The 19,269-nt window shown below is 70.7% G+C and carries 19 protein-coding genes; 17 read left to right on the top strand and 2 right to left on the bottom strand.

Annotation, left to right across the window (positions count from 1 at the left end; all coding sequences use genetic code 11):
* Positions 1–13 precede the first annotated feature (13 nt).
* Positions 14–3,634 carry a serine/threonine-protein kinase gene (locus AB0H84_RS02645; protein ID WP_357597042.1) on the bottom strand — a complete coding sequence of 1,207 codons (3,621 nt, stop codon included), beginning with the start codon at positions 3,632–3,634 and terminating at the stop codon, positions 14–16.
* A gap of 108 nt (positions 3,635–3,742) precedes the next feature.
* On the opposite strand from AB0H84_RS02645, the gene AB0H84_RS02640 reads away from it, so the two are divergent.
* The 10 genes from AB0H84_RS02640 (at position 3,743) to rfbD (ending at position 11,871) form a co-directional block, all read left to right on the top strand.
* Positions 3,743–4,108: an MmcQ/YjbR family DNA-binding protein gene (locus AB0H84_RS02640; protein ID WP_357597039.1), complete on the top strand. Its 366-nt coding sequence runs from the start codon at positions 3,743–3,745 to the stop codon at positions 4,106–4,108.
* 27 nt (positions 4,109–4,135) lie between these two features.
* Positions 4,136–4,633, top strand: a complete 498-nt coding sequence (locus AB0H84_RS02635) for a GNAT family protein (protein ID WP_357597036.1) — start codon at positions 4,136–4,138, stop codon at positions 4,631–4,633.
* Positions 4,634–4,686: 53 nt separating this feature from the next.
* The gene (locus tag AB0H84_RS02630) at positions 4,687–5,064 is read left to right on the top strand and encodes a hypothetical protein (RefSeq protein ID WP_357597033.1); all 378 of its coding nucleotides are present in this window, start codon (positions 4,687–4,689) and stop codon (positions 5,062–5,064) included.
* Between the two features lie 19 nt (positions 5,065–5,083).
* The gene (locus AB0H84_RS02625) at positions 5,084–5,971 is read left to right on the top strand and encodes an EamA family transporter (protein WP_357597031.1); all 888 of its coding nucleotides are present in this window, start codon (positions 5,084–5,086) and stop codon (positions 5,969–5,971) included.
* Entirely contained in the window at positions 5,968–6,591 is a 624-nt protein-coding gene (locus AB0H84_RS02620; protein WP_357597028.1) for a GntR family transcriptional regulator, read from the top strand. Before AB0H84_RS02625 ends, AB0H84_RS02620 begins: the two co-directional genes overlap by 4 nt.
* Before the next feature lie 79 nt (positions 6,592–6,670).
* On the top strand, positions 6,671–7,021 hold the full coding sequence (locus tag AB0H84_RS02615; protein WP_344998464.1) for a hypothetical protein: 351 nt from the start codon (positions 6,671–6,673) through the stop codon (positions 7,019–7,021).
* 268 nt (positions 7,022–7,289) lie between these two features.
* On the top strand, positions 7,290–8,744 hold the full coding sequence (locus tag AB0H84_RS02610; protein ID WP_357597025.1) for a sugar transferase: 1,455 nt from the start codon (positions 7,290–7,292) through the stop codon (positions 8,742–8,744).
* Positions 8,745–8,746: 2 nt separating this feature from the next.
* On the top strand, positions 8,747–9,814 hold the full coding sequence (locus AB0H84_RS02605) for a glucose-1-phosphate thymidylyltransferase (RefSeq protein ID WP_357597022.1): 1,068 nt from the start codon (positions 8,747–8,749) through the stop codon (positions 9,812–9,814).
* A 211-nt stretch (positions 9,815–10,025) separates the two neighbouring features.
* Complete coding sequence (rfbB, locus tag AB0H84_RS02600) at positions 10,026–10,979, top strand: dTDP-glucose 4,6-dehydratase (protein WP_357597019.1); 954 nt, start codon at positions 10,026–10,028, stop codon at positions 10,977–10,979.
* Positions 10,980–11,004: 25 nt separating this feature from the next.
* Positions 11,005–11,871, top strand: coding sequence for a dTDP-4-dehydrorhamnose reductase (rfbD, locus tag AB0H84_RS02595; protein ID WP_357597016.1), 867 nt, complete (start codon positions 11,005–11,007; stop codon positions 11,869–11,871).
* Here rfbD and rfbC read toward each other — a convergent pair.
* A complete protein-coding gene (rfbC, locus tag AB0H84_RS02590; protein WP_357597013.1) occupies positions 11,853–12,431 on the bottom strand; it encodes a dTDP-4-dehydrorhamnose 3,5-epimerase in 579 nt (192 codons plus the stop codon). The two genes, rfbD and rfbC, sit on opposite strands and share 19 nt — an antisense overlap.
* A 56-nt stretch (positions 12,432–12,487) precedes the next feature.
* On the opposite strand from rfbC, the gene AB0H84_RS02585 reads away from it, so the two are divergent.
* The 7 genes from AB0H84_RS02585 to AB0H84_RS02555 are packed head-to-tail and all read left to right on the top strand — an operon-like array spanning position 12,488 to position 19,265.
* A complete protein-coding gene (locus tag AB0H84_RS02585) occupies positions 12,488–13,387 on the top strand; it encodes a hypothetical protein (RefSeq protein WP_357597010.1) in 900 nt (299 codons plus the stop codon).
* A complete protein-coding gene (locus AB0H84_RS02580) occupies positions 13,388–14,596 on the top strand; it encodes a class I SAM-dependent methyltransferase (RefSeq protein ID WP_357597007.1) in 1,209 nt (402 codons plus the stop codon).
* A complete protein-coding gene (locus tag AB0H84_RS02575; RefSeq protein ID WP_357597004.1) occupies positions 14,593–15,369 on the top strand; it encodes a glucose-1-phosphate cytidylyltransferase in 777 nt (258 codons plus the stop codon). The genes AB0H84_RS02580 and AB0H84_RS02575 overlap by 4 nt, the downstream gene beginning before the upstream one ends.
* On the top strand, positions 15,366–16,016 hold the full coding sequence (locus tag AB0H84_RS02570) for a PIG-L family deacetylase (RefSeq protein WP_357597001.1): 651 nt from the start codon (positions 15,366–15,368) through the stop codon (positions 16,014–16,016). The genes AB0H84_RS02575 and AB0H84_RS02570 overlap by 4 nt, the downstream gene beginning before the upstream one ends.
* A 2-nt stretch (positions 16,017–16,018) precedes the next feature.
* Positions 16,019–17,038 carry an SDR family oxidoreductase gene (locus tag AB0H84_RS02565; RefSeq protein WP_357596998.1) on the top strand — a complete coding sequence of 340 codons (1,020 nt, stop codon included), beginning with the start codon at positions 16,019–16,021 and terminating at the stop codon, positions 17,036–17,038.
* Positions 17,035–18,297 (top strand): DUF4910 domain-containing protein, encoded by a 1,263-nt coding sequence (locus AB0H84_RS02560; protein ID WP_357596995.1) that lies wholly within the window; start codon positions 17,035–17,037, stop codon positions 18,295–18,297. Before AB0H84_RS02565 ends, AB0H84_RS02560 begins: the two co-directional genes overlap by 4 nt.
* Entirely contained in the window at positions 18,297–19,265 is a 969-nt protein-coding gene (locus AB0H84_RS02555; protein ID WP_357597897.1) for a hypothetical protein, read from the top strand. The genes AB0H84_RS02560 and AB0H84_RS02555 overlap by 1 nt, the downstream gene beginning before the upstream one ends.
* The last annotated feature ends 4 nt before the right edge of the window (positions 19,266–19,269 follow it).

Below are 19,269 nucleotides of genomic sequence, written 5' to 3'. Positions count from 1 at the left end.
GCGGACGAGGCTCCTAGGGGCAGAGGTTCCGGTAGGGGACGTCGGGGAGGTACTTCTCCCAGTCCGCCTTCGACAGCGTGTGTCCCACCCGGGCGCACGTCTGCGTCGCGATCCGCTCCGGGCTGACGGGGTACTCGTGCACCCCGCCTGCCTGGTCGGCCACGTACAGCGTGGATCCGTCGGAGCTGAAGGCCAGGCTCAGGACGGCGCCCCCGTACAGGTTGATGGCGGGGCCGAGGCGGCGTCCGGCGGCGACGTCCCAGAGTTGGACACTGCCTTCCTCCCCGCCGGTGGCGAGCACGCGCGCGTCCGGCGAGAAGACCATGGCGCCGAGCCGCTCGACGGCGCCGTGCAGCACCGGCGGGCGGAGCGTCGGGCCGTGCGTGCTCCAGAGCGAGATCCTGCCGATGTCGTCGCCCAGGGCCATCGTCCGCCCGTCGGGTGCGAACACGAGCATCGGGGGGAAGCCGTCCGCCTCCGAGGACACGTCGTAGTTCCCGCCGAAAGGCGTGCCCGAGGCCACGTCGACGAAGCGGCTGAGGCCGGGGCCGATGGGGGCGATATAGCGCCCGTCGGGCGAGAAGGCGTACATGTCGACGGCAGCGGTCAGGTGCATCGTCTTCCGCACCCTGCCACTGCGGACGTCCCACACTTGCATCAGCATCGCGTTCTCGTCGCTCGACCGGTTGATGAGCCAGCGGGTCAGGAAGGCCACGAGGGTCCGGCCGTCGGGGCTCAACGCCGACGCGTCCATCCGCCATCCGCGCCCGGCGGAGACGGTGCGGATCAGCGTGTGCGTGGCGACGTTCCACAGCTTGTACGTCCCCATGCCGTCGCCGGAGGCCACGAGGCGTCCGTCGCGGGTGAACATCGGCGGCTCCGCCCCAGCGCTGTCCGGGTGGAGCTCCGACCCCTGGAGGGGCCCGCCGAGAAAGGCGCGCCGGCGGACGTCCCACAGCCGCACGGGCCCCTTCTCGCTCGTCCGGACGGCCAGCACGCTCCCGTCCGGGCTCAGTGTCGCGGCGTTCGGTCTATCGGGCAGCCCGCCGCCGGTGAGGCGCCACCCAAGGTCCAGGGTGATGACCGACTGGTCGACCAGGTACCTCAGCGAGTGGCCGTCCGGGTCGAACCGGACGTCGGACACCCGCCCGTCGAGCTTGTAGTTCAGCACCAGGCGACGGTCGGCGACCCGCCACGCCTGGATCCGGGAGTCGGCGAACGAGGCCAGCAGGCGGCCGTCCCGGCTGTACCGAAGGGAGGGCATGGTCGTGATGGACAGGTCCGCGGGCCCCGCCGCCTCCCAGGCCCCGCGACGCCGCGCGGCCGTCGCCGTGTCGACGAGCGTGATCGTGCTCTCGCCCCGGCAGGCCAGCGTGCGGCCGTCCGGGCTGAAGGCGAGGGAGACGGGGGTGCCCGGACAGGACCTGCGGAAACGGGTGTCCTCGGTCCCGGCCGGGAGTCTCCAGACGTGGATCCCTGACTCGTCGCCCGCCCCGGAAGCCGTCACCGCGAGCCGCCCGGAGGACGCGACGGCCCCAGCGCCGAGGTTCCACTCATCCCGACCGTGGAAACGGCCGCTCTCGACGTTCCAGAGCATGAGGCCCTGGTTCACGAGCACCACCAGGGTCGCGTCGTCGTCGCCGAACTCCAGCGTGTACGGCACGATCGACGGACGGTCCTCGGGTTTGGCGGGGTCGCCGGCGAACGGGTCGTACTCGCGCTTGCGCGTCCCGGTGCGGGTGTCCCACACGACCAGCTTCGAGCTGAGCGCCACGGCCAGGTAGCGGCCGGTCGGGCTCAGCGCGACGTCCTGCAGGAACTGATCCGCGCCGATGCCGGCGCGGGTCCAGCCGCCGGTCTTCCTGCCGGTGCGCACGTCGTAGAGGCGGACCCCGTCGGTGCCGACGCTGGCCAGGACGCGGCCGTCGTGGCTGAGCGCCCGGCGCGTGACCCCGGTGGCCTGGGGGTCGTGGAAGGCGGCGATCTCAGGCTGGTAGAGGGAGGCCGTCAGGGCGGAGCGGGTGTCGGCGCCAGGCGCCAGGCGCCATCCGGCCACGGTCAGCAGCATGGCCGTGCCCGGGTCGCTCATGACCGTCGTGCCGGAGAGGGAGGAGACCTGCCGGCCGGTCGCCTGGTCGCGCTGCTCGGCGATCCGCCGGCCCTGGTACACCGACAGGCCGCCGCCGGTGACGGCGAGGGCCAGCAGCACGGCCAGGGTGAGGGTGAGCAGCCTGCGCCGGTTGGCGCGCCTCCTGACCAGGGCCGATCCGGCGTCGAGATACTCGCGCTCCAGGGCGCTCAGGGCCAGGTGGCGACGGCCGGCGGCCGCCCAGCCCACGGCCGCGTCGAGCCGGCCGCCCTGGAGCAGGTCGGCCTCCTTCCGGCCGTCCTCCCGCCAGCGGCGTGCGGCGGCGGCCAGCTGGACATGGGTGCGCAGGCCGTCGTGCTCCTCGTCCACCCAGGCGCACAGGCGGGGCCAGGCCCGCAGCAGGGCCGGGCGGGCGAGCGTGATCGCGCCGTCCGCCCCGGCCAGCAGGCCGGCCTGGGCGAAGACCGCCAGCACGCGTTCGGCGGCGGCGCTCTCCTCCGGCGCCCGGCCCTCCAGCAGGTCCTCCCGGCGTACCTTGCGGGTGCTCTCGTCGCCGTGCTCGTCGACCGCGATCATGCGGAGCAGCACGTCCGGGACGGCGGCTTGGGCGGCCGGCTCGAGCCCCGCGTACACCTCCTCGGCGTACGCGCCGAGACCGGGCTCGCGGTCGTCCTCCCGGCCCATCAGCCCGGCCTCGGCGCTGCCCAGGGCCAGCAGATCCCCCTGGAACCCGCGGAAACCGCTGATCAGGGCCATCAGCAGGTCGCGCGCCGAGGGCCGCTCGGCGGGATCCTTGTGCAGCGCGGCGGCGACCAGCGGGCGCAGCGACTCGGGCAGCGCGGTCAGCTCGGGATTGACGGACAGGACACGGTGCATGACCCCGCCCAGGCTCTCCGCCTCGAACGGGTCGGTCCCGGTGGCGGCGAACAGCATGATGCCGCCCCAGGCGAAGACGTCGGCCGCGGTGCCGGCCCGCTGCCCGGTGAACACCTCGGGCGCCATGTAGGTGGGCGTTCCGGCCACCAGGCCGCTCGCGGTCAGCGACATCTCCAGCGTGCGGGCCACGCCGAAGTCGATCACCCGCGGGCCGTCCGGGCCGAGCAGCACGTTGTCCGGCTTCAGATCGCGGTGGATCACCCCCGCGTCGTGGATCGCGGCCAGCGCGGTGGCCACCCCTGTGGCCAGCCGGTGCAGGTCGTCGCCGCCGAACCGGCGGCCCTCCTCGTGTACGGCGCGGCGTAGCGACGGCCCGTCCACGTACTCGCTCACGATGTACGGCTGGTCGCCGTCGAGCCGGGCGTCGATCACCCGGGCCGTGCAGAACGACGCCACCCGCCGCGCCGCCGTCGCCTCCCGCCCGAAGCGGCCGCGCAGTTCCTGGTCACGCGCGGCCTCTCCGTGCAGGATCTTGACCGCGACCCGGCGGCCCCCGGAGTCGTACGCCTCGTACACGACCCCCTGGCCGCCCGCGCCCAGCCGGCCCGCCAGCCAGTACTCGCCCAGCCGCTGCGGATCCTCGGGCAACAACGCCGCCGCCAACGCCATCTGCACATCCCGCCTCTCGCGCCATCTGTTGGATGCCCGCGGCGGGCCGGAAGTTGCCCCCGATCACCACGCCAGGAAGTGTCGGTCGGATCTGGTACACAGGCGGGCATGGGTGTGAGCGTGGATGAGTTCCTCGAGATGCTGGAGCGGCTGCCCGAGGTCAAGCTGGGCCATGGCGGTGAGTGGATCGGCCTCAAGGTGCGTGGCAAGGGCTTCGGCTACCTGTGGGAGGCCACCGAGACCGTCGGGCTCAAGGCCACGCTCCAGGAGCAGATCGCGCTGGTGGCCGAGCGGCCCGAGGTGTTCGAGGTGCAGTTCACGGCTGGGCAGTTCGGCTGGGTGGTGGTCCACCTCGACAGGATCGACCCCGAGGAGCTGTTCGAGCTGGTGGCCGAGGCGTGGTGCCTGACCGCGCCCAAGCGGCTGGTGGCCGAGTTCGAGGAGGCCCATCAGATCGGCCCGCAGGTCTTATAGCCGCATGTCAGGGTAATCTCCGGCAATGTGGACGTTCGGTTGCGGGAGTGGCGTGAGGACGATGCGCCGGTGGTGCTGCGGGCCTTTCAGACGCCTGATCTCCGCGAGCAGGCGCCCTTCCCCGTGATCACACTTCAGGACGCCATGGGGTGGATCGCCGGATGGGCCGGTGTCGGGCACGCGTTCGCCGTGACGGTCGACGGGTCGGTCGTCGGCAACGTCGCGGTGTCCCGGATCGACGATCACGACAACGGCTGGGTGTCCTACTGGATCGTGCCAGAGGCCAGGGGGCGGGGCATCGCCGTGGCGGCCACCGAGGAGCTGGCGCGGTGGGCGTTCGGCGAGCGCGGGCTCTACCGGCTGGAGCTCGTGCACCGTACGAACAATCCGGCATCGTGCAGGGTGGCCACGAAGGCCGGGTTCCGGGCGGAGGGCATCGAGCGCGGGAAGCTCCGTTACGAGGGCCGCCGATGCGACGTCGAACGGCACGCCCGCCTGGCCACGGACCCCGTCACGCACAGCTGATCCCGATGTGCGGTAGGTGGCCACCGGCCCGTCCGGTGATCTACCCTTTTTCGGTGGACAGCGAGAGCCTGGCCGCGGCCGGCCTCCTCGAGACCCTGAGCAGGGCGTCGGAGATGCTCGCCGGGTTACATCATCCCTTCGTCAGAGCCGAGCCCTTCTCCTATTTCCTCCCGCCCGCGGGCGCCCGCGTCGGCGCCGACCTCACGCTGCCCGACGGCCGCGTCGTCCGCTTCGAGGTCTCCATCGACGCCTCCGGCGGCGCCTTCCACGTCGAGGGGTCGATCACCGCGGAGGCCGAGAAGCTGCTGGAGCTGCCGCGCAAAAGCGTCCCCGGCATCCATGACGGCCTGGCCGTGCTCGACGACTACGCGGCGGAGGTGAGCGCCCCGGCCGGTCGGCTGATCGACCAGCTGCTGGACGAAATTGTCTAATTGTCAGACAATGAGGGCCATGAGAAATGGACCCCTCGCAGTCGTCGCTGCCTCCGTGCTCTGGGGCACGGCCGGGACGGCGGGGCTGCTCGTCTCCGCCGACTCCGTCGCCCTGGCCGCCGCGCGGCTGGTCATCGGCGGCACGGCGCTCGCCCTGCTGGCCGGCAAGGGCGTCACGAAGGCGGTCCGGCCGGGCGTCCTGCTGGCCGCCGTCGCGGTGGCCGCCTACCAGCTCTGCTTCTTCGCGGCCGTCAGCCGCACGGGGGTCGCCATCGGGACCGTGGTGGCGATCGGCAGCGGCCCCGTCTTCACGGGGCTGCTCTCCTGGGTCCTGCACGGCCGCCGGCCGAGCGGGCGCTGGACCGCGGCGACCGCGGCGGCGATCTGCGGCTGCGCGGCGCTGATCGTCGGAGGCGGCGCGGAGGCGGGCGGGCAGCTGCTCTCCGGCCTGCTGTTCGCGCTGCTCGGCGGCGTCCTCTACGCCTTCTACGCGGTGATGGCGGCGCACGCGATCGGCCAGGGCGCCGGGTCCGGCTCGGTGATGGGGGTGATGTTCGGCGGGGCGGCCCTGATCATGCTGCCCGTGCTGCTGGTGAGCGGGGTCGGCTGGCTGGGGGAGCCGCGCGGCCTGCTCGCCGTGCTCTACCTGGGACTCGGCACGACCGCCCTGTCCTACTTCCTGTACGGGCGGGGCCTGCGGACCACTCCGGTCGCCACGGCCGCCACGCTGGCGCTGGCCGAGCCGGCCGTCGCGGCGCTGCTCGGCCTGGTGGTGCTCGGAGAGCGGCTGGCCCCGGTCTCGATCGCGGGGCTGGTCCTGCTGGCGCTCAGCCTGGTGGCGGTCGCCGTACCCGAGAAGGCGGGCGGGCGGACCGTACCGGAAAGGGAGCTAGAGTCGCTGCCGTGACGTTGCCGCTCAGACCCGTCTCCACCGTCGGCGCGCTCGCCGAGGCGCTGCGCAGCAGGGTGCTCTCCGGCGAGATCCCGCCCGGCACCCCGCTGCCCGAGCAGGAGATCGCCGCGTCGTACGGCGTCGCCAGGCCCACCGTGCGGGAGGCGCTGGCGAGCCTCGTCCACGAAGGGCTGCTCAGGCGCGAGCGCAACCGCAGCGCCTATGTCCCCGAGGTGACGCTTTCGGACCTCGACGATCTCATGTACGTACGCCGCCCGCTCGAAGACCTGATGGCGCGGGCCGTGGCCGGGCGGCGGGTGCCGGAGGCCGACTCGGCCCTGCGCCGGATGGCCGCGCTCCCCGCCGACGCGCCGTGGTCGGAGAGCGTGGCCGAGCACATGGCCCTGCACCAGGCGCTGATCGAGGCGGTGGGGAGCCCGCGGCTGGAGCGCCTCTACGGCGTCCTGGCGGCCGAGACGCGGCTCGGGCTGGTGCGGTTGCGTGAGGTCTACACCGACAGAGAGGTGCTGGTGAGCGAGCACCGCGAGCTGCTCGACGCGATCGCCGGCGGGCCGGAGGAGGCGGCCAGGGCGGCGGTGGCGGCGCACCTCAGCCACTCCTGGGGCGGCTCCTGAGAGGCGGGAGGGCGGTCCAAGCGCACCATTGCGCGCGAACCCTTGCGGGACGGCCCCGTAACTCGCAAGAATCGCGCCCATGCACGGCAATCCGATGCCGGACTCCTACGTGTATGTCACGGAAGAGGGCGTCACTCGTCACTACGCGGACGGTAGCGTCGAGGCTCTCGCATGGGAGGACGTGGTGGAGGTCCGTGTCGTCACCGAATCCGGGGAAGACGTCCTCTATATCCTGCTCGACCGCGACGGCGAGGGCTGTGTCGTCCCGCGCTCGGCCACGGACGCCACATTCCTGGCACGCCTGCGCTACCTGCCGGATTTCGACCTCGAACGGCTGACCCTGGCCGCCGACTCCACGCAGGACGGGGTTGTGGTCGTCTGGCGCAGTCCGGACCCGCCGTCCGCTCTGCCGGATCTCGAGTACGACTAGCGGGTTCATACGGCAGCAACCTGGCGAAACGAAGCCGTAAACCGCACATTTTCCCAGCCAGACCGCTGCACTTATGGATCGTTCCGTCAAGCCCCAAGAGCACCCTACATTCGTCCGGTTGTGGACAATTGACGTTATTCCCCCTGATGGAATGGATCTTTACTCTTTAGTGGGGGCCGCCGCCCTTGATTGTGCGTGGGACTTGTCAACCCATGTGGTTCAAGGAACGTCAAGTTATCGCGGTGCACAGAGTTGTCAGGGTGGTGCTATGAGGGTGGGGACTGAGGAGTCCGCTGTCGTGCTCCTCGGGGCCGTACCACGCCGCGCGTCGAGCATCTGGACGCGCGCGTACCTACGGCTCCTGTTATGCGGGGACACGGTGTGCGCTCTGCTGGCATGCGTCTGCGTGCTCGGCGTCCGGCTGCTGGCCGGCGTGTTCATTCCGCTGGTCGAGTTCATGCTCGGCTTCGGGCTGGTCGTCGCGTGGCCTGTCGCGCTCATGATGGGCGGGGCGTATCGCCAGCGCGCCAACGGCGAGGGAACGGAGGAGTTCAAGGCCGTCTTCAACGGCGGCGTCGGCCTGATGGCCACGGTCGCCATCATGGCCTATGCCACGCAGACCGTCATCGCGCGGAGTTTCGTGATGGCGATGCTGCCGCTGGCGCTGCTGGCCACGCTCTACTACCGCTACAAGATGCGTAAGCGTCTCCACCGGAAGAGAGCGGTGGGCGACTACATGCGCCAGGTGATCGCGGTGGGGCATCGGGAGTCGATTCTCGACCTGGTGATGCAGTTCAGGCGGCAGCCGTACCACGGAATGCAGGTGGTGGGAGCCTGCCTTCCGGAGAGCGCGATGGACATCGATCTGGACGGCATTCCCGTGCTCGGCTCCTTCGGCGACGTGGCCGCGGTGGTCGAGCGCGAACAGGCCGACGCCGTGGCCGTGCTGGCCTGCCCGGAGCTCGACGGGGCCGCGCTGCGGCGCCTGGCCTGGAGCCTGGAGACCTCGCGTACCGATCTCTTCGTCGCCCCGGCCCTCATGGACGTGGCCGGGCCGCGCATCAGCATCAGGCCGGTCGCGGGGATGCCGCTCCTGCACGTGGAGCACCCCGAGTTCGACGGCACGAAGCAGGTCGCGAAGACGGTGTTCGACCGCCTGGTCGCGATGGCGGCGCTGCTGGTCCTGGCGCTGCCGCTGCTGGCCATCGCCCTGGTGATCCGCCTCACGAGCCACGGGCCCGCGCTGTTCCACCAGACCAGGGTCGGCAAAGGCGGCAAAGAATTCCGTGTCGTGAAATTTCGTACGATGGTGGCTGATGCGGAGCAGCTCAAGGGCACACTCCTCGACGCGAACGAGTTCGACGGGGTGCTCTTCAAGATTAGGAACGATCCAAGGATCACTCGGGTAGGCGCTTTCCTGCGGAAATACTCGCTCGACGAGCTCCCCCAACTGCTGAATGTCCTACGCGGCGAGATGTCCCTCGTCGGCCCGCGCCCACCGCTGCCGGAGGAGGTGGACAAGTACGGCGCCGACGTCCGCCGCCGCCTGGTGGTCAAGCCGGGCATGACCGGGCTCTGGCAGGTCAGCGGCCGCTCCAACCTGACGTGGGAGGAGTCCGTACGCCTCGACCTGCGGTACGTGGAGAACTGGTCGCTCATCCTCGACCTGCAGATCCTCTGGAAGACCTGGTCCGTCGTCACCCGTGGAGAAGGGGCTTACTAGCGGTGAAAGCACTCGTGCTCGCCGGGGGGTCGGGCACACGGCTCCGACCCATCACGCACACCTCGGCCAAGCAACTGGTGCCGGTCGCGAACAAGCCGGTCCTGTTCTACGGGCTGGAGGCGATCGCGGCGGCGGGGATCAGGGAGCTCGGCCTGGTGGTCGGGGAGACCCAGCCGGAGATCGAGGCGGCCGTGGGAGACGGCTCCGCGTTCGGGCTGCAGGTCACGTACCTGCGGCAGGAGGCGCCGCTCGGGCTCGCGCACGGCGTGCTGATCGCCCGGGAGTTCCTCGGCGACGAGGACTTCGTCATGTACCTGGGCGACAACTTCATCGTGGGCGGCATCAACGGCCTGGTGGACAGGTTCCACAGGGAGCGCCCCGCCGCGCAGATCATGCTCACCAAGGTCGGTGACCCGCGCCAGTTCGGAGTGGCCGAGCTCGACGCCCAGGGCCGCGTGGTCGGGCTGGAGGAGAAGCCCGCGCGGCCCAAGAGCGATCTGGCCCTGGTCGGGGTCTACCTGTTCACCCCGGCCATCCACGCCGCGGTGGCGGAGCTCAAGCCGTCCTGGCGGGGCGAGCTGGAGATCACCGACGCCATCCAGTGGCTGATCGAGGAGGGGCTGCGCGTCGAGTCCTCGGTCATCTCCGGCTACTGGAAGGACACCGGGAACGTCACCGACATGCTGGAGGTCAACCGGCTGGTCCTGGAGTCGGTCGAACCCCGGGTGGACGGGCAGGTGGACGCGGCCAGCGAGCTGGTGGGCCGCGTCGTCGTCGAGCCGGGCGCGGTGGTCGAGCGCTCCAGGATCGTCGGACCGGCCATCATCGGCGCGGACGCGCGGATCCGCGACAGCTACGTCGGCCCCTTCACCTCCATCGGGGCCCGCTGCGCCGTCGCCGACAGCGAGATCGAGTACTCGATCGTGCTGCCCAGGGCCTCGATCAGCGGCGTCGGCCGCATCGAGTCGTCGCTGATCGGCCACGACGTCGAGGTCACCCCCGCGCCCAACACCCCTAGAGCCCACCGTCTCGTGCTGGGCGATCACAGCAAGGTGCAGATTTCTTCATGACGATGAGTAATGATATGGTTACGTGCGGGTGGTGGACGGGGTCGAAGGCACCGGGCGACCGGGAAACGGCTCCTGACCCGCTATCGACCATCACTCCATCGCGGGCGGCACGCCGCCTGGGGCGCTATCAACCGCCCAGACGCTACGGTCGTCCGGCATCCAGTCGGACGTGTCGAGAGCAAGCCCCCTCCCTCCAGGGGGGGTGCAGTTGATGACACGAATATTGGTGACCGGCGGTGCGGGCTTCATCGGCTCGCACTTCGCCCGGAGCCTGGACGAGGCGGGCCTGAATGCGCCCGAGTCCGGCGCGCACGTCACGGTGCTGGACAAGCTCACGTACGCCGGCAACCGCGCCAACCTCGACGGCGTGCGGCACGAGTTCGTGCACGGGGACATCTGCGACGCCGAACTGCTCAGGAGCGTCGTCCCCGGCCACGACCTCGTGGTCAACTTCGCGGCCGAGTCGCACGTGGACCGGTCGATCGAGGGCGCGGCCGACTTCATGCGCACGAACGTGCTGGGCGTCCAGACCCTGCTCCAGGCGTGCCTGGAGGCAGGGGTGCCGAAGGTGGTCCAGGTCTCGACCGACGAGGTGTACGGGTCGATCGACATCGGCTCGTGGGACGAGAGCGCGCCGCTGCAGCCGCGCTCGCCGTACGCGGCGTCGAAGGCGGGCGGCGACCTGATCGCCCGCGCGTACGCGATCACGCACGGGCTGAACGTCTCGATCACCAGATGCGGCAACAACTACGGCCCGCGGCAGTACCCCGAGAAGGTCATCCCGCTCTTCGTCACGAACCTGCTGCGCGGCAGGAAGGTCCCGCTGTACGGCGACGGCGGCAACATACGGGACTGGATCCACGTCGAGGACCACTGCGCGGGCATCCGCCTGGTCGCGGAGAAGGGTGAGCCGGGCGAGGTCTACCACATCGCGGGCACGGCCGAGCTGACCAACAAGGAGCTCACCGCGCGCCTGCTGGAGGCCTGCGGCCGGGACTGGGACATGGTCGAGCACGTCGAGGACCGCAAGGGCCACGACCGCAGGTACTCGCTGGACGACGCCAAGCTGAGGGCGCTCGGCTACCGGCCCGAGATCGCGTTCGAGCAGGGGCTCAAGGACACCGTCCGCTGGTACGCCGAGCACCGCGACTGGTGGGCCTCGTGATCCGTCGGTCACGCCGGGAGGCGGCATGAGATGGCTCATCACGGGGGCCGGCGGCATGCTCGCCGCCGACGTCCTCCACCGGGCCGCGCTGACCGGCGAGCCGGTGCTCGCGCTCGGCCGGAGCGAGCTTGACCTGCGCGACAGGCGCGCGGTACGCGACTTCGTCTCCGCGTACCGGCCCGGAGCCGTGATCAACTGCGCCGCCTGGACCGCGGTGGACGACGCCGAGAGCCACGAGGTCGAGGCGCTGGCCGTCAACGGGCACGCGGTGCGCTGGCTGGCCGAGGCCTGCGACGTGGCCGGAGCGCGGCTGCTGCACGTCTCCACCGACTACGTCTTCGACGGGGCCGCCCGGGTGCCGTACCGGGAGGACGCGCGGCCCGCGCCGGTCAGCGCGTACGGGCGGACCAAGCTCGCCGGGGAGCGCGCGGCGCTGGAGCACGGGCAGTACGTGGTCCGCACCGCCTGGATGTACGGGGCGAGCGGGACGAACTTCGTGCGGACCATGATCCGGCTGGCCGGGGAGCGTCCCGCGATCGACGTGGTGGACGACCAGCGCGGCCAGCCCACGTGGACCGTCGACCTGGCCGACTACCTCGTCCGGCTGGCGCAGTCTGACCTGCCGCCGGGCGTCTACCACGGCACCAGCGCGGGCGAGACCACGTGGTGCGGGTTCGCCAAGGAGATCTTCACGCTGCTCGGTGCCGACCCCGGACGCGTGCGCCCCGTGCCCAGCGCCGCCTACCCCCGCCCGGCCCGGCGGCCGGCCAACAGCGTGCTCGCCCACACCCGCTGGGAGCCGATCCGGCACTGGAGAGCGGCCCTGCACGCGGCGTGGCCCGTCCTGACCGAGCAGAGGGTGGGGGCCGGTCCTCAATGCAGCGTGGCGTAGAACTCCATGCACGTACCGTAGTCCGGCAGCAGCCCGGCCGCCCGAGCCTCCTCGAGCGACGGGGCCTTGGCGTCCTTCTCCGACAGGACGGGCTCCAGGCCGGACGGCCAGTCGATGCCGATGGCCGGGTCGAGTGGGTGAACCCCGTGCTCACGACCCGGGCTGTACGGCTGCGAGCACAGGTACACGACCGTGGCCTGCTCGCTCAGCGCCATGAACGCGTGACCGAGACCCTCGGCGATCAGCACGGCGCCTCTGGTCTCGTCGTCGAGCGTCACCGCCTCCCACTGGCCGAACGTGGGGGAGCCCACCCGGACGTCCACGATCACGTCCATGATGCTCCCCGACAGGCACATCACGTATTTCGCCTGGCTGGGCGGGACCTCCGCGAAATGTACGCCCCGGAGCACCCCCGCCCTGGAAACGGAGCAGTTGACCTGGGCCACATCCAGCCGGTGCGGCAGCTCGGCCGCCCTGAACGCCTCGAGGAAACTGCCCCGAGGGTCGGCATGGACGCGCGGCGTGTAGAGCCACGAGCCGTCGATCGAGAGGCGATCCATGATCGCAGCATGCCAGACCCTGACCGCCATTCAAGCCGACCGAGAGGGAAAGCTTCATGATGACCGCCGTCTTCTTCAACAGCGGCGTGGACGACGAGACGCGCCGCGAGATGCTGTTCAAGGGCGAGGTCTTCGTCTATTCGGCCGCGCCGGCCACGACCGAGCTGGTCAGCTTCGCGAGGGAGCTGGTCCACGACGCCTTCGGCGGTCTGGACCCGGAGACCGCGCAGCATGAGATGCCGGTCGAGGAGTTCGCGAAATTACTCGCCGAGCTCAAGCCGCGGTTCATCCACCACCCCCGGTGCAAGGAGCTCCTGCCGGCGGTCATCGAGGAGCGCGGCTGCGACGTCGGGCGGACCTATTTCGACGTGCCCAGGCTGCGTACGTCCACCTCGAACGACTATCTGGTCTCCGGCATCTCCTACGCCTTCCACCCGCATCGCGACTGCTGGTACTCGGCGCCGTTCAGCCAGGTCAACTGGTGGATCCCGGTGTTCGCGGTGACCCCCGAGAACGTCATGGCCTTCCACCCGCGCTATTTCGACCAGCCGGTGCGCAACGGCAGCGCGGGCTACGACTACGCCGAATGGAACAGGACGAGCCGGCAGAACGCGGCGGCCCACGTACGCAGCGACACCCGCGTCCAGCCGCGGCCCGAGGAGCCGATCGAGCTGGAGCCGCAGGTCAGGGTGGTGCCGGAGGCAGGCGGGACGCTGATGTTCTCCGGCGCGCAGCTCCACTCCACCGTGCCGAACACCTCGGGCAGGACCAGGTTCAGCATCGACTTCCGGACCGTCCACATCGACGACGTGCGCGCGCACCGCGGGGCCCCGAACGTGGACGCCGAATGCACCGGCACCACGCTGCGGGACTTCGTGCGCTGTAACGATCTCGCCCCGATGCCCGAAGATCTCGCGCTGGAGTACGAGGCCAAGGCCCTGGCTGGAGTGAGCTGAATGACCATCTGCCGACTGTGCGGCGCCGAGGGGCTCGCCGGGGTCGTGGACCTCGGGGCGACCCCGCCCTGCGAGCTGTTCCTGACCGCGGAGCAGCTCGACGCGCCGGAGCCCACGTACCCGCTGCATCTGCGGGTCTGCACGAGCTGCTGGCTGGCCCAGCTGCCGCCGCTGATCACGCCGGAGGAGACGTTCACCGAGTACGCCTACTTCTCCTCCTACTCGACCTCCTGGGTGGAGCACGCGCGGAGGTTCGTGGACGGCGCCGGGCTGCGCCCCGACTCGTTCGTGGTCGAGGTGGCCAGCAACGACGGCTACCTGCTCCAGCACGTCGTGGAGCGGGGCGTGCGCTGCCTGGGCATCGAGCCGTCCGCCAACGTCGGCAGGGCCGCCCTCGACAAGGGGGTGCCGACGCTCACGGAGTTCCTGTCGCCGGAGGTCGGCCGGCGGGTACGGGCGGAGCACGGGCCCGCAGACCTGGTCGTGGCGAACAACGTGTACGCGCACATCCCGGACGTCGTCGGCTTCACCAAGGGCCTGCGGGCGCTGGTGGCCGACGACGGCCGGGTCTCCATCGAGGTGCAGCACCTGCTGACGCTGATGGAGCTGAACCAGTACGACACCATCTACCACGAGCACTTCCAGTACTACACGGTGGCCTCGGCGCAGCGGGCACTCGCGAGCGGCGGGCTGCACCTGGTGGACGTCGAGCTGCTGCCGACGCACGGCGGGTCGATCAGGCTCTGGGCGCAGCCCGCCGAGGCGCCGGTCTCGCCCCGGGTCGTCGAGGTGCTGGCCCGGGAGAAGGCGGCCGGGCTGCACGAGCTCGCGGGTTACGAGGACTTCGCCAAGCGGGTGGCCAAGGTGCGGCGGGACCTGCTCAGGTTCCTCATCGACGCCGCCGACGCCGGCAAGACCGTGGTCGGGTACGGCGCACCGGGCAAGGGGAACACGCTGCTCAACCACTGCGGGATCCGGCCCGACCTGCTGGCGTACACGGTGGACCGCAATCCGTACAAGCACGGCAGGTTCACGCCGGGCTCGCGGATCCCGATCCACGCGCCGGAGCGGATCGCCGAGGACCGGCCCGACTACGTGCTGGTGCTGCCGTGGAACCTGCGTGACGAGCTGGTCGAGCAGCTCTCCTACGTACGGGAGTGGGGCGGCCGGCTGGTCTTCCCGATACCGTCTCTGGAGGTCGTCGGATGAAGGTCGTCCTCTTCTGCGGCGGGCGCGGCACCAGGATGCGCAGCGACCTGCCCGGCGGTGACATGCCCAAGCCGATGCAGATGGTCGGCCCGCGCCCGCTGGTCTGGCACGTCATGCGGTACTACGCGCACTTCGGGCACAAGGAGTTCATCCTCTGCCTCGGCTACGGCGCGCAGCACATCAAAGACTTCTTCCTGAAATATCAGGAGACGGGGTCGAACGACTTCATCCTGCGGAACGGGCAGATCGAGCTGTTATCCACGGACATTTCCGACTGGTCGGTGTCGTTGATCGACACCGGGCTCGACTCCCCGATCGGCGAGCGGCTGCGCAGGGTCCGGCCGTACCTGGACGGCGACGAGATGTTCCTGGCCAACTACGCGGACGTGCTGACCGACGCGCCGCTGCCCGAGATCATCGGCCGCTTCGCCGCCTCCGACGCGGGCGCCTCGATGATGGTGGTCCCGCCGACCAACACCTTCCACGTCATCGACGTCAGCGAGGGCGGGCTGGTCGGCGGCATCACCCCGGTCAGCGAGATGCCGCTCTGGGTCAACGGCGGCTTCTTCGTGCTGCGCCAGGACGTCTTCGACCACATCCCGGAGAACGGCGACCTGGTCGCGGACGGCTGCGCGGAGCTGGCCAAGCGGGGACGGCTCCTGGCGTACCCGCACCGGGGCTACTGGCGGCCGAGCGACACCGTCAACCAGCGCCTCGAGCTGGATCGTTCCTGGGCACGGGGCGAGCGGCCCTGGGCGCTGTGGGAAGCATGATCGGCCTGCGGCCCGCGCGGCGGGACGAGGTCGTGGCGCTCGGCGCCCACTGCGACGACATCGCGATCGGCGCAGGCGCGAGCCTGTACACGATCTGCCGGTCCCGCCCGGGGGTACGCGTGCACGCGCTCGTGCTGTCCGGGGGCGGGAGCGCGCGCGAGGAGGAGGAGCGGGCGGCGCTCGCGGCCTTCTGCCCCGGCGCCGACCTGCGCCTCACCGTGCTCAAGCTGCCCGACGGGCGGCTGCCCGCGCACTGGGACGAGGCCAAGAACGCTCTTGAGGACCTGAGGGCGCAGGCCGACCCCGACCTGATCCTCGCCCCGTGGACGGGCGACGCGCACCAGGACCACCGGGGCCTGGCCCAGCTCGTGCCGACGGTCTGGCGCGACCATCTGACGCTCGGCTACGAGATCGTCAAGTGGGACGGCGATCTCGGCCGCCCCTCGGTCTACCAGCCGCTGGACGACGAGGTGGCCGAGACCAAGGTCCGGCTGCTGCAGGAGCACTACCCGTCGCAGCGGCACCGCCCCTGGTACGACAGGGAGGCCTTCCTCGGGCTCGCCCGCATCCGCGGCATCGAGTGCGGCGCCAGGTACGCCGAGGCCTTCCACGTGAACAAGCTGACCATCGATCTGGCTGGAGGCTGATCTTGCGGATTCTTCTGACCGGGCACCAGGGGTACCTGGGGAGCGTGATGGCCCCCGTGCTGTCCGCCGCGGGGCACGAGGTGATCGGCCTCGACTCCGGCCTGTTCGCCGACTGCGTGCTCGGACCCGGGGTCGACGACCCGCCCGGCTACGCGGTCGATCTGCGGGACGTCTCCGCCGAGATGCTCGAAGGCGTCGACGCCGTGGCGCACCTGGCCGCGCTGTCGAACGACCCGCTCGGCTCGCTGGCGCCCGAGCTGACCTACGCCATCAACCACCACGCGTCGGTACGGCTGGCGCGGCTGGCCAAGGAGGCCGGGGTGCGCAGGTTCGTCTACGCCTCCACCTGCTCGGTCTACGGCGCCTCCGGCGGTGACGAACTGGTGAACGAGGACGCGCCGCTGCGGCCCGTGACGCCGTACGCGGAGTCGAAGGTCAGGGTGGAGGACGATCTCGTCAAGCTGGCCGACGCGGACTTCTCGCCGGTGTTCATGCGCAACGCGACGGCGTTCGGGTTCTCGCCGCGTCTGCGGGCCGACATCGTGCTGAACAACCTGGTGGGCCACGCCGTGCTCTCCGGCGAGGTGCTCGTCCTGTCCGACGGCACCCCGTGGCGGCCCCTGGTGCACGCCGAGGACATCGCGGAGGCGTTCCTGCGGGCGATCGAGGCGCCGCGCGACGCCGTGCACGCCGCAGCGTTCAACGTGGGCTCGGAGACCAACAACGTGACGGTGGCGGAGATCGCCGGCGAGGTGGTCGACGCCGTGCCCGGGGCCGTGCTGAAGATCACCGGAGAGGCCGGCAACGATCCGCGCTCCTACCGGGTGGACTTCGCCCGGATCCGGGAGGCGCTGCCCGGCTACGACGCCAAGTGGACCGTGCGGGCGGGTGCGGAGGAGCTGGTGGCGGCGTACCGGACGTACGGGCTGTCCAAGCACGACTTCGACCGGCGCTTCACCCGGCTGACGCGGCTGGCCGACCGGCAGGCGGCCAGGAGCATCGACGCGGAGCTCCGCCCGTGAACGGTGACCGGATGCACGCGCTCGTCGAGCGGCTGTACCCGATCTGCCGGAGCATCACGGGCGACGGGGTGCGGCGCACGCTGGAGATCGTCGGCGAGCACCTGCCGCTGACGGTCACCGAGGTGCCGACGGGGACCGAGGTGCTCGACTGGACCGTGCCGAAGGAGTGGAACATCCGCGACGCCTACGTCAAGGACCCCTCCGGGCGACGGGTGATCGACTTCCGGGAGTCGAACCTGCACGTGGTGGGCTACAGCGTGCCGGTGTCGGGGACGTACTCGCTGGAGGAGCTGCGGCCGCGCCTGCACACGCTGCCCGACCAGCCGGCGCTGATCCCCTACCGGACCAGCTACTACGCCGAGACGTGGGGCTTCTGCCTCAGCCAGAACGCGCTCGACGCGCTCGGCGAGGGGCCGTACGAGGTGCTGATCGACTCGACGCTCGAGGACGGCTCGCTGACCATCGCCGAGCACGTCGTTCCCGGGCGGCTCCCCGACGAGGTGGTGGTCTCCTGCCACGTGTGCCATCCGTCGCTGGCCAACGACAACCTCGCGGGGATCGCCGTGGCCGTGGCGCTGGCGCTGGCGCTGAAGGAGCCGCGGTACACGTACCGGTTCCTGTTCATGCCGGGGACGATCGGGGCGATCACCTGGCTGGCGCGCAACCGGGAGCGCGTCCACCTGGTCGCGGCCGGGCTCACGCTGGCGTGCGCGGGCGATCCCGGGTCGCTGACGTACAAGCGGAGCAGGCGTGGCGACGCCGAGATCGACCGGGCCGTGGAGCATGTCCTCGAAGGCCGGCCGCACCGGGTGCTGGACTTCTCCCCGTACGGGTACGACGAGCGGCAGTTCTGCTCGCCCGGGTTCAACCTGCCGTTCGGCGGCCTGACCAGGACGCCGTACGCCGGATACCCGGAATATCACACCTCGGGGGACAACCCGGGGTTCGTCACGCCGGAGGCCATGGAGGACACCCTCGACGCCCTGACGCAGGTGGTCGAGGTGCTGGAGGGCAACCGCACCTACGTCAACCTCAGCCCGTACGGCGAGCCGCAACTGGGCAGGCGCGGACTCTACGGATCTCTTGGCGGAAGAAGTGACACGAAACAGGCGCAGATGGCGATGTTATGGGTGTTGAACCTGTCCGACGGGGAGCACAGCCTGCTCGACATCGCCCGACGATCCGAGTTGCCGTTCGCCGCCGTGGAGAGGGCGGCTCACGCTCTGCTGGATGCCGGACTGGTGAGGGAGAAGGCGTGATGGATCTCCGGGTCGGAGACGTCGTCGAGGTACGCGGGGAAGCCGAGATCCTGGCCACGCTGGACGAGCGGGGCGAGCTCGACGGGTTACCGTTCATGCCGGAGATGCTCCGCTTCTGCGGGCAGCGGATGACGGTGCACAAGGTCGCGCACAAGGCGTGCGACACGATCAGCCACGGCCGCATGCGACGCATGGAACGTGCCGTCCACCTGACCGGGGCCCGCTGCGACGGCTCGGCGCACGGCGGCTGCCAGACGGCCTGCTCGCTCTACTGGAAGGACGCCTGGCTCAAGAAAGTATCCGACGGGCCTGCGGCCCCGGAGAAGGACCGCAGGCTGCTGCCGCTGCTGGAGGTCAACTCGCACAAGCCGCCGGGGCCGGAGGGCGAGGAGCGCTTCGCCTGCCAGGCCACCGAGCTGCATCGCGCGGCGCCGACGTGCGTGCCGCTGAAGGACGTCCGGCAGTACGCCGTCGACGTGAAGAGCGGCAACGCGGGCGTCCTGAAGACGCTGCGCGGCCTGTTCTTCGCCGTCTTCAACCGCTACCAGTCGGTCAGCCGCAGGGTGCTGCCCGGCCGGCTGCGGATCAGGGGCGGGCTGGCCTGGGGCTGGGTGCCCAAAGGCAAGCCGGGTCCCACCCCGACCGGCACGCTCGACCTGCAGCCGGGCGAGCTGGTGCGCATCAAGTCGCGGCAGGAGATCGTCGCCACGCTCAACCACGAACGCCTCAACAGGGGCCTCGGCTTCGAAGAGGAGATGGCCAGGCACTGCGGCAGGACCGCCAGGGTCGTCGCACGCGTCGAACGCTGCCTGGACGAGCGCACCGGCGAGCTGCTGCAGATGAAGAACCCCTGCATCGCCCTCGAATCCGTCTACTGCGAAGGGGTCTACAGCGTCAACTGCCCGCGAGAGTTCCTCCCGTTCTGGCGGGAGATCTGGCTGGAGCGCGTCGACGAGACGGCCTCCTAGGGAG

The sequence above is a fragment of the Nonomuraea sp. NPDC050786 genome (assembly GCF_040654115.1).
Lineage (GTDB): Bacteria > Actinomycetota > Actinomycetes > Streptosporangiales > Streptosporangiaceae > Nonomuraea.
The sequence above is the reverse complement of the archived record's forward strand: the minus strand, read 5'-3'. Positions and strand labels throughout refer to the sequence as shown.

What these genes read in the sequence shown, in the direction of transcription:
- AB0H84_RS02610 (WP_357597025.1), top strand. Translation starts at nt 7,290, where the DNA reads ATGAGGGTGGGGACTGAGGAGTCCGCTGTCGTGCTCCTCGGGGCCGTA.
- rfbC (WP_357597013.1), bottom strand. Translation starts at nt 12,431, where the DNA reads ATGGATCGCCTCTCGATCGACGGCTCGTGGCTCTACACGCCGCGCGTC.
- AB0H84_RS02645 (WP_357597042.1), bottom strand. Translation starts at nt 3,634, where the DNA reads ATGGCGTTGGCGGCGGCGTTGTTGCCCGAGGATCCGCAGCGGCTGGGC.
- AB0H84_RS02615 (WP_344998464.1), top strand. Translation starts at nt 6,671, where the DNA reads ATGCACGGCAATCCGATGCCGGACTCCTACGTGTATGTCACGGAAGAG.
- AB0H84_RS02625 (WP_357597031.1), top strand. Translation starts at nt 5,084, where the DNA reads ATGAGAAATGGACCCCTCGCAGTCGTCGCTGCCTCCGTGCTCTGGGGC.
- AB0H84_RS02575 (WP_357597004.1), top strand. Translation starts at nt 14,593, where the DNA reads ATGAAGGTCGTCCTCTTCTGCGGCGGGCGCGGCACCAGGATGCGCAGC.
- AB0H84_RS02555 (WP_357597897.1), top strand. Translation starts at nt 18,297, where the DNA reads ATGGATCTCCGGGTCGGAGACGTCGTCGAGGTACGCGGGGAAGCCGAG.
- AB0H84_RS02570 (WP_357597001.1), top strand. Translation starts at nt 15,366, where the DNA reads ATGATCGGCCTGCGGCCCGCGCGGCGGGACGAGGTCGTGGCGCTCGGC.
- AB0H84_RS02640 (WP_357597039.1), top strand. Translation starts at nt 3,743, where the DNA reads ATGGGTGTGAGCGTGGATGAGTTCCTCGAGATGCTGGAGCGGCTGCCC.
- AB0H84_RS02580 (WP_357597007.1), top strand. Translation starts at nt 13,388, where the DNA reads ATGACCATCTGCCGACTGTGCGGCGCCGAGGGGCTCGCCGGGGTCGTG.
- rfbD (WP_357597016.1), top strand. Translation starts at nt 11,005, where the DNA reads ATGAGATGGCTCATCACGGGGGCCGGCGGCATGCTCGCCGCCGACGTC.
- AB0H84_RS02585 (WP_357597010.1), top strand. Translation starts at nt 12,488, where the DNA reads ATGATGACCGCCGTCTTCTTCAACAGCGGCGTGGACGACGAGACGCGC.
- rfbB (WP_357597019.1), top strand. Translation starts at nt 10,026, where the DNA reads ATGACACGAATATTGGTGACCGGCGGTGCGGGCTTCATCGGCTCGCAC.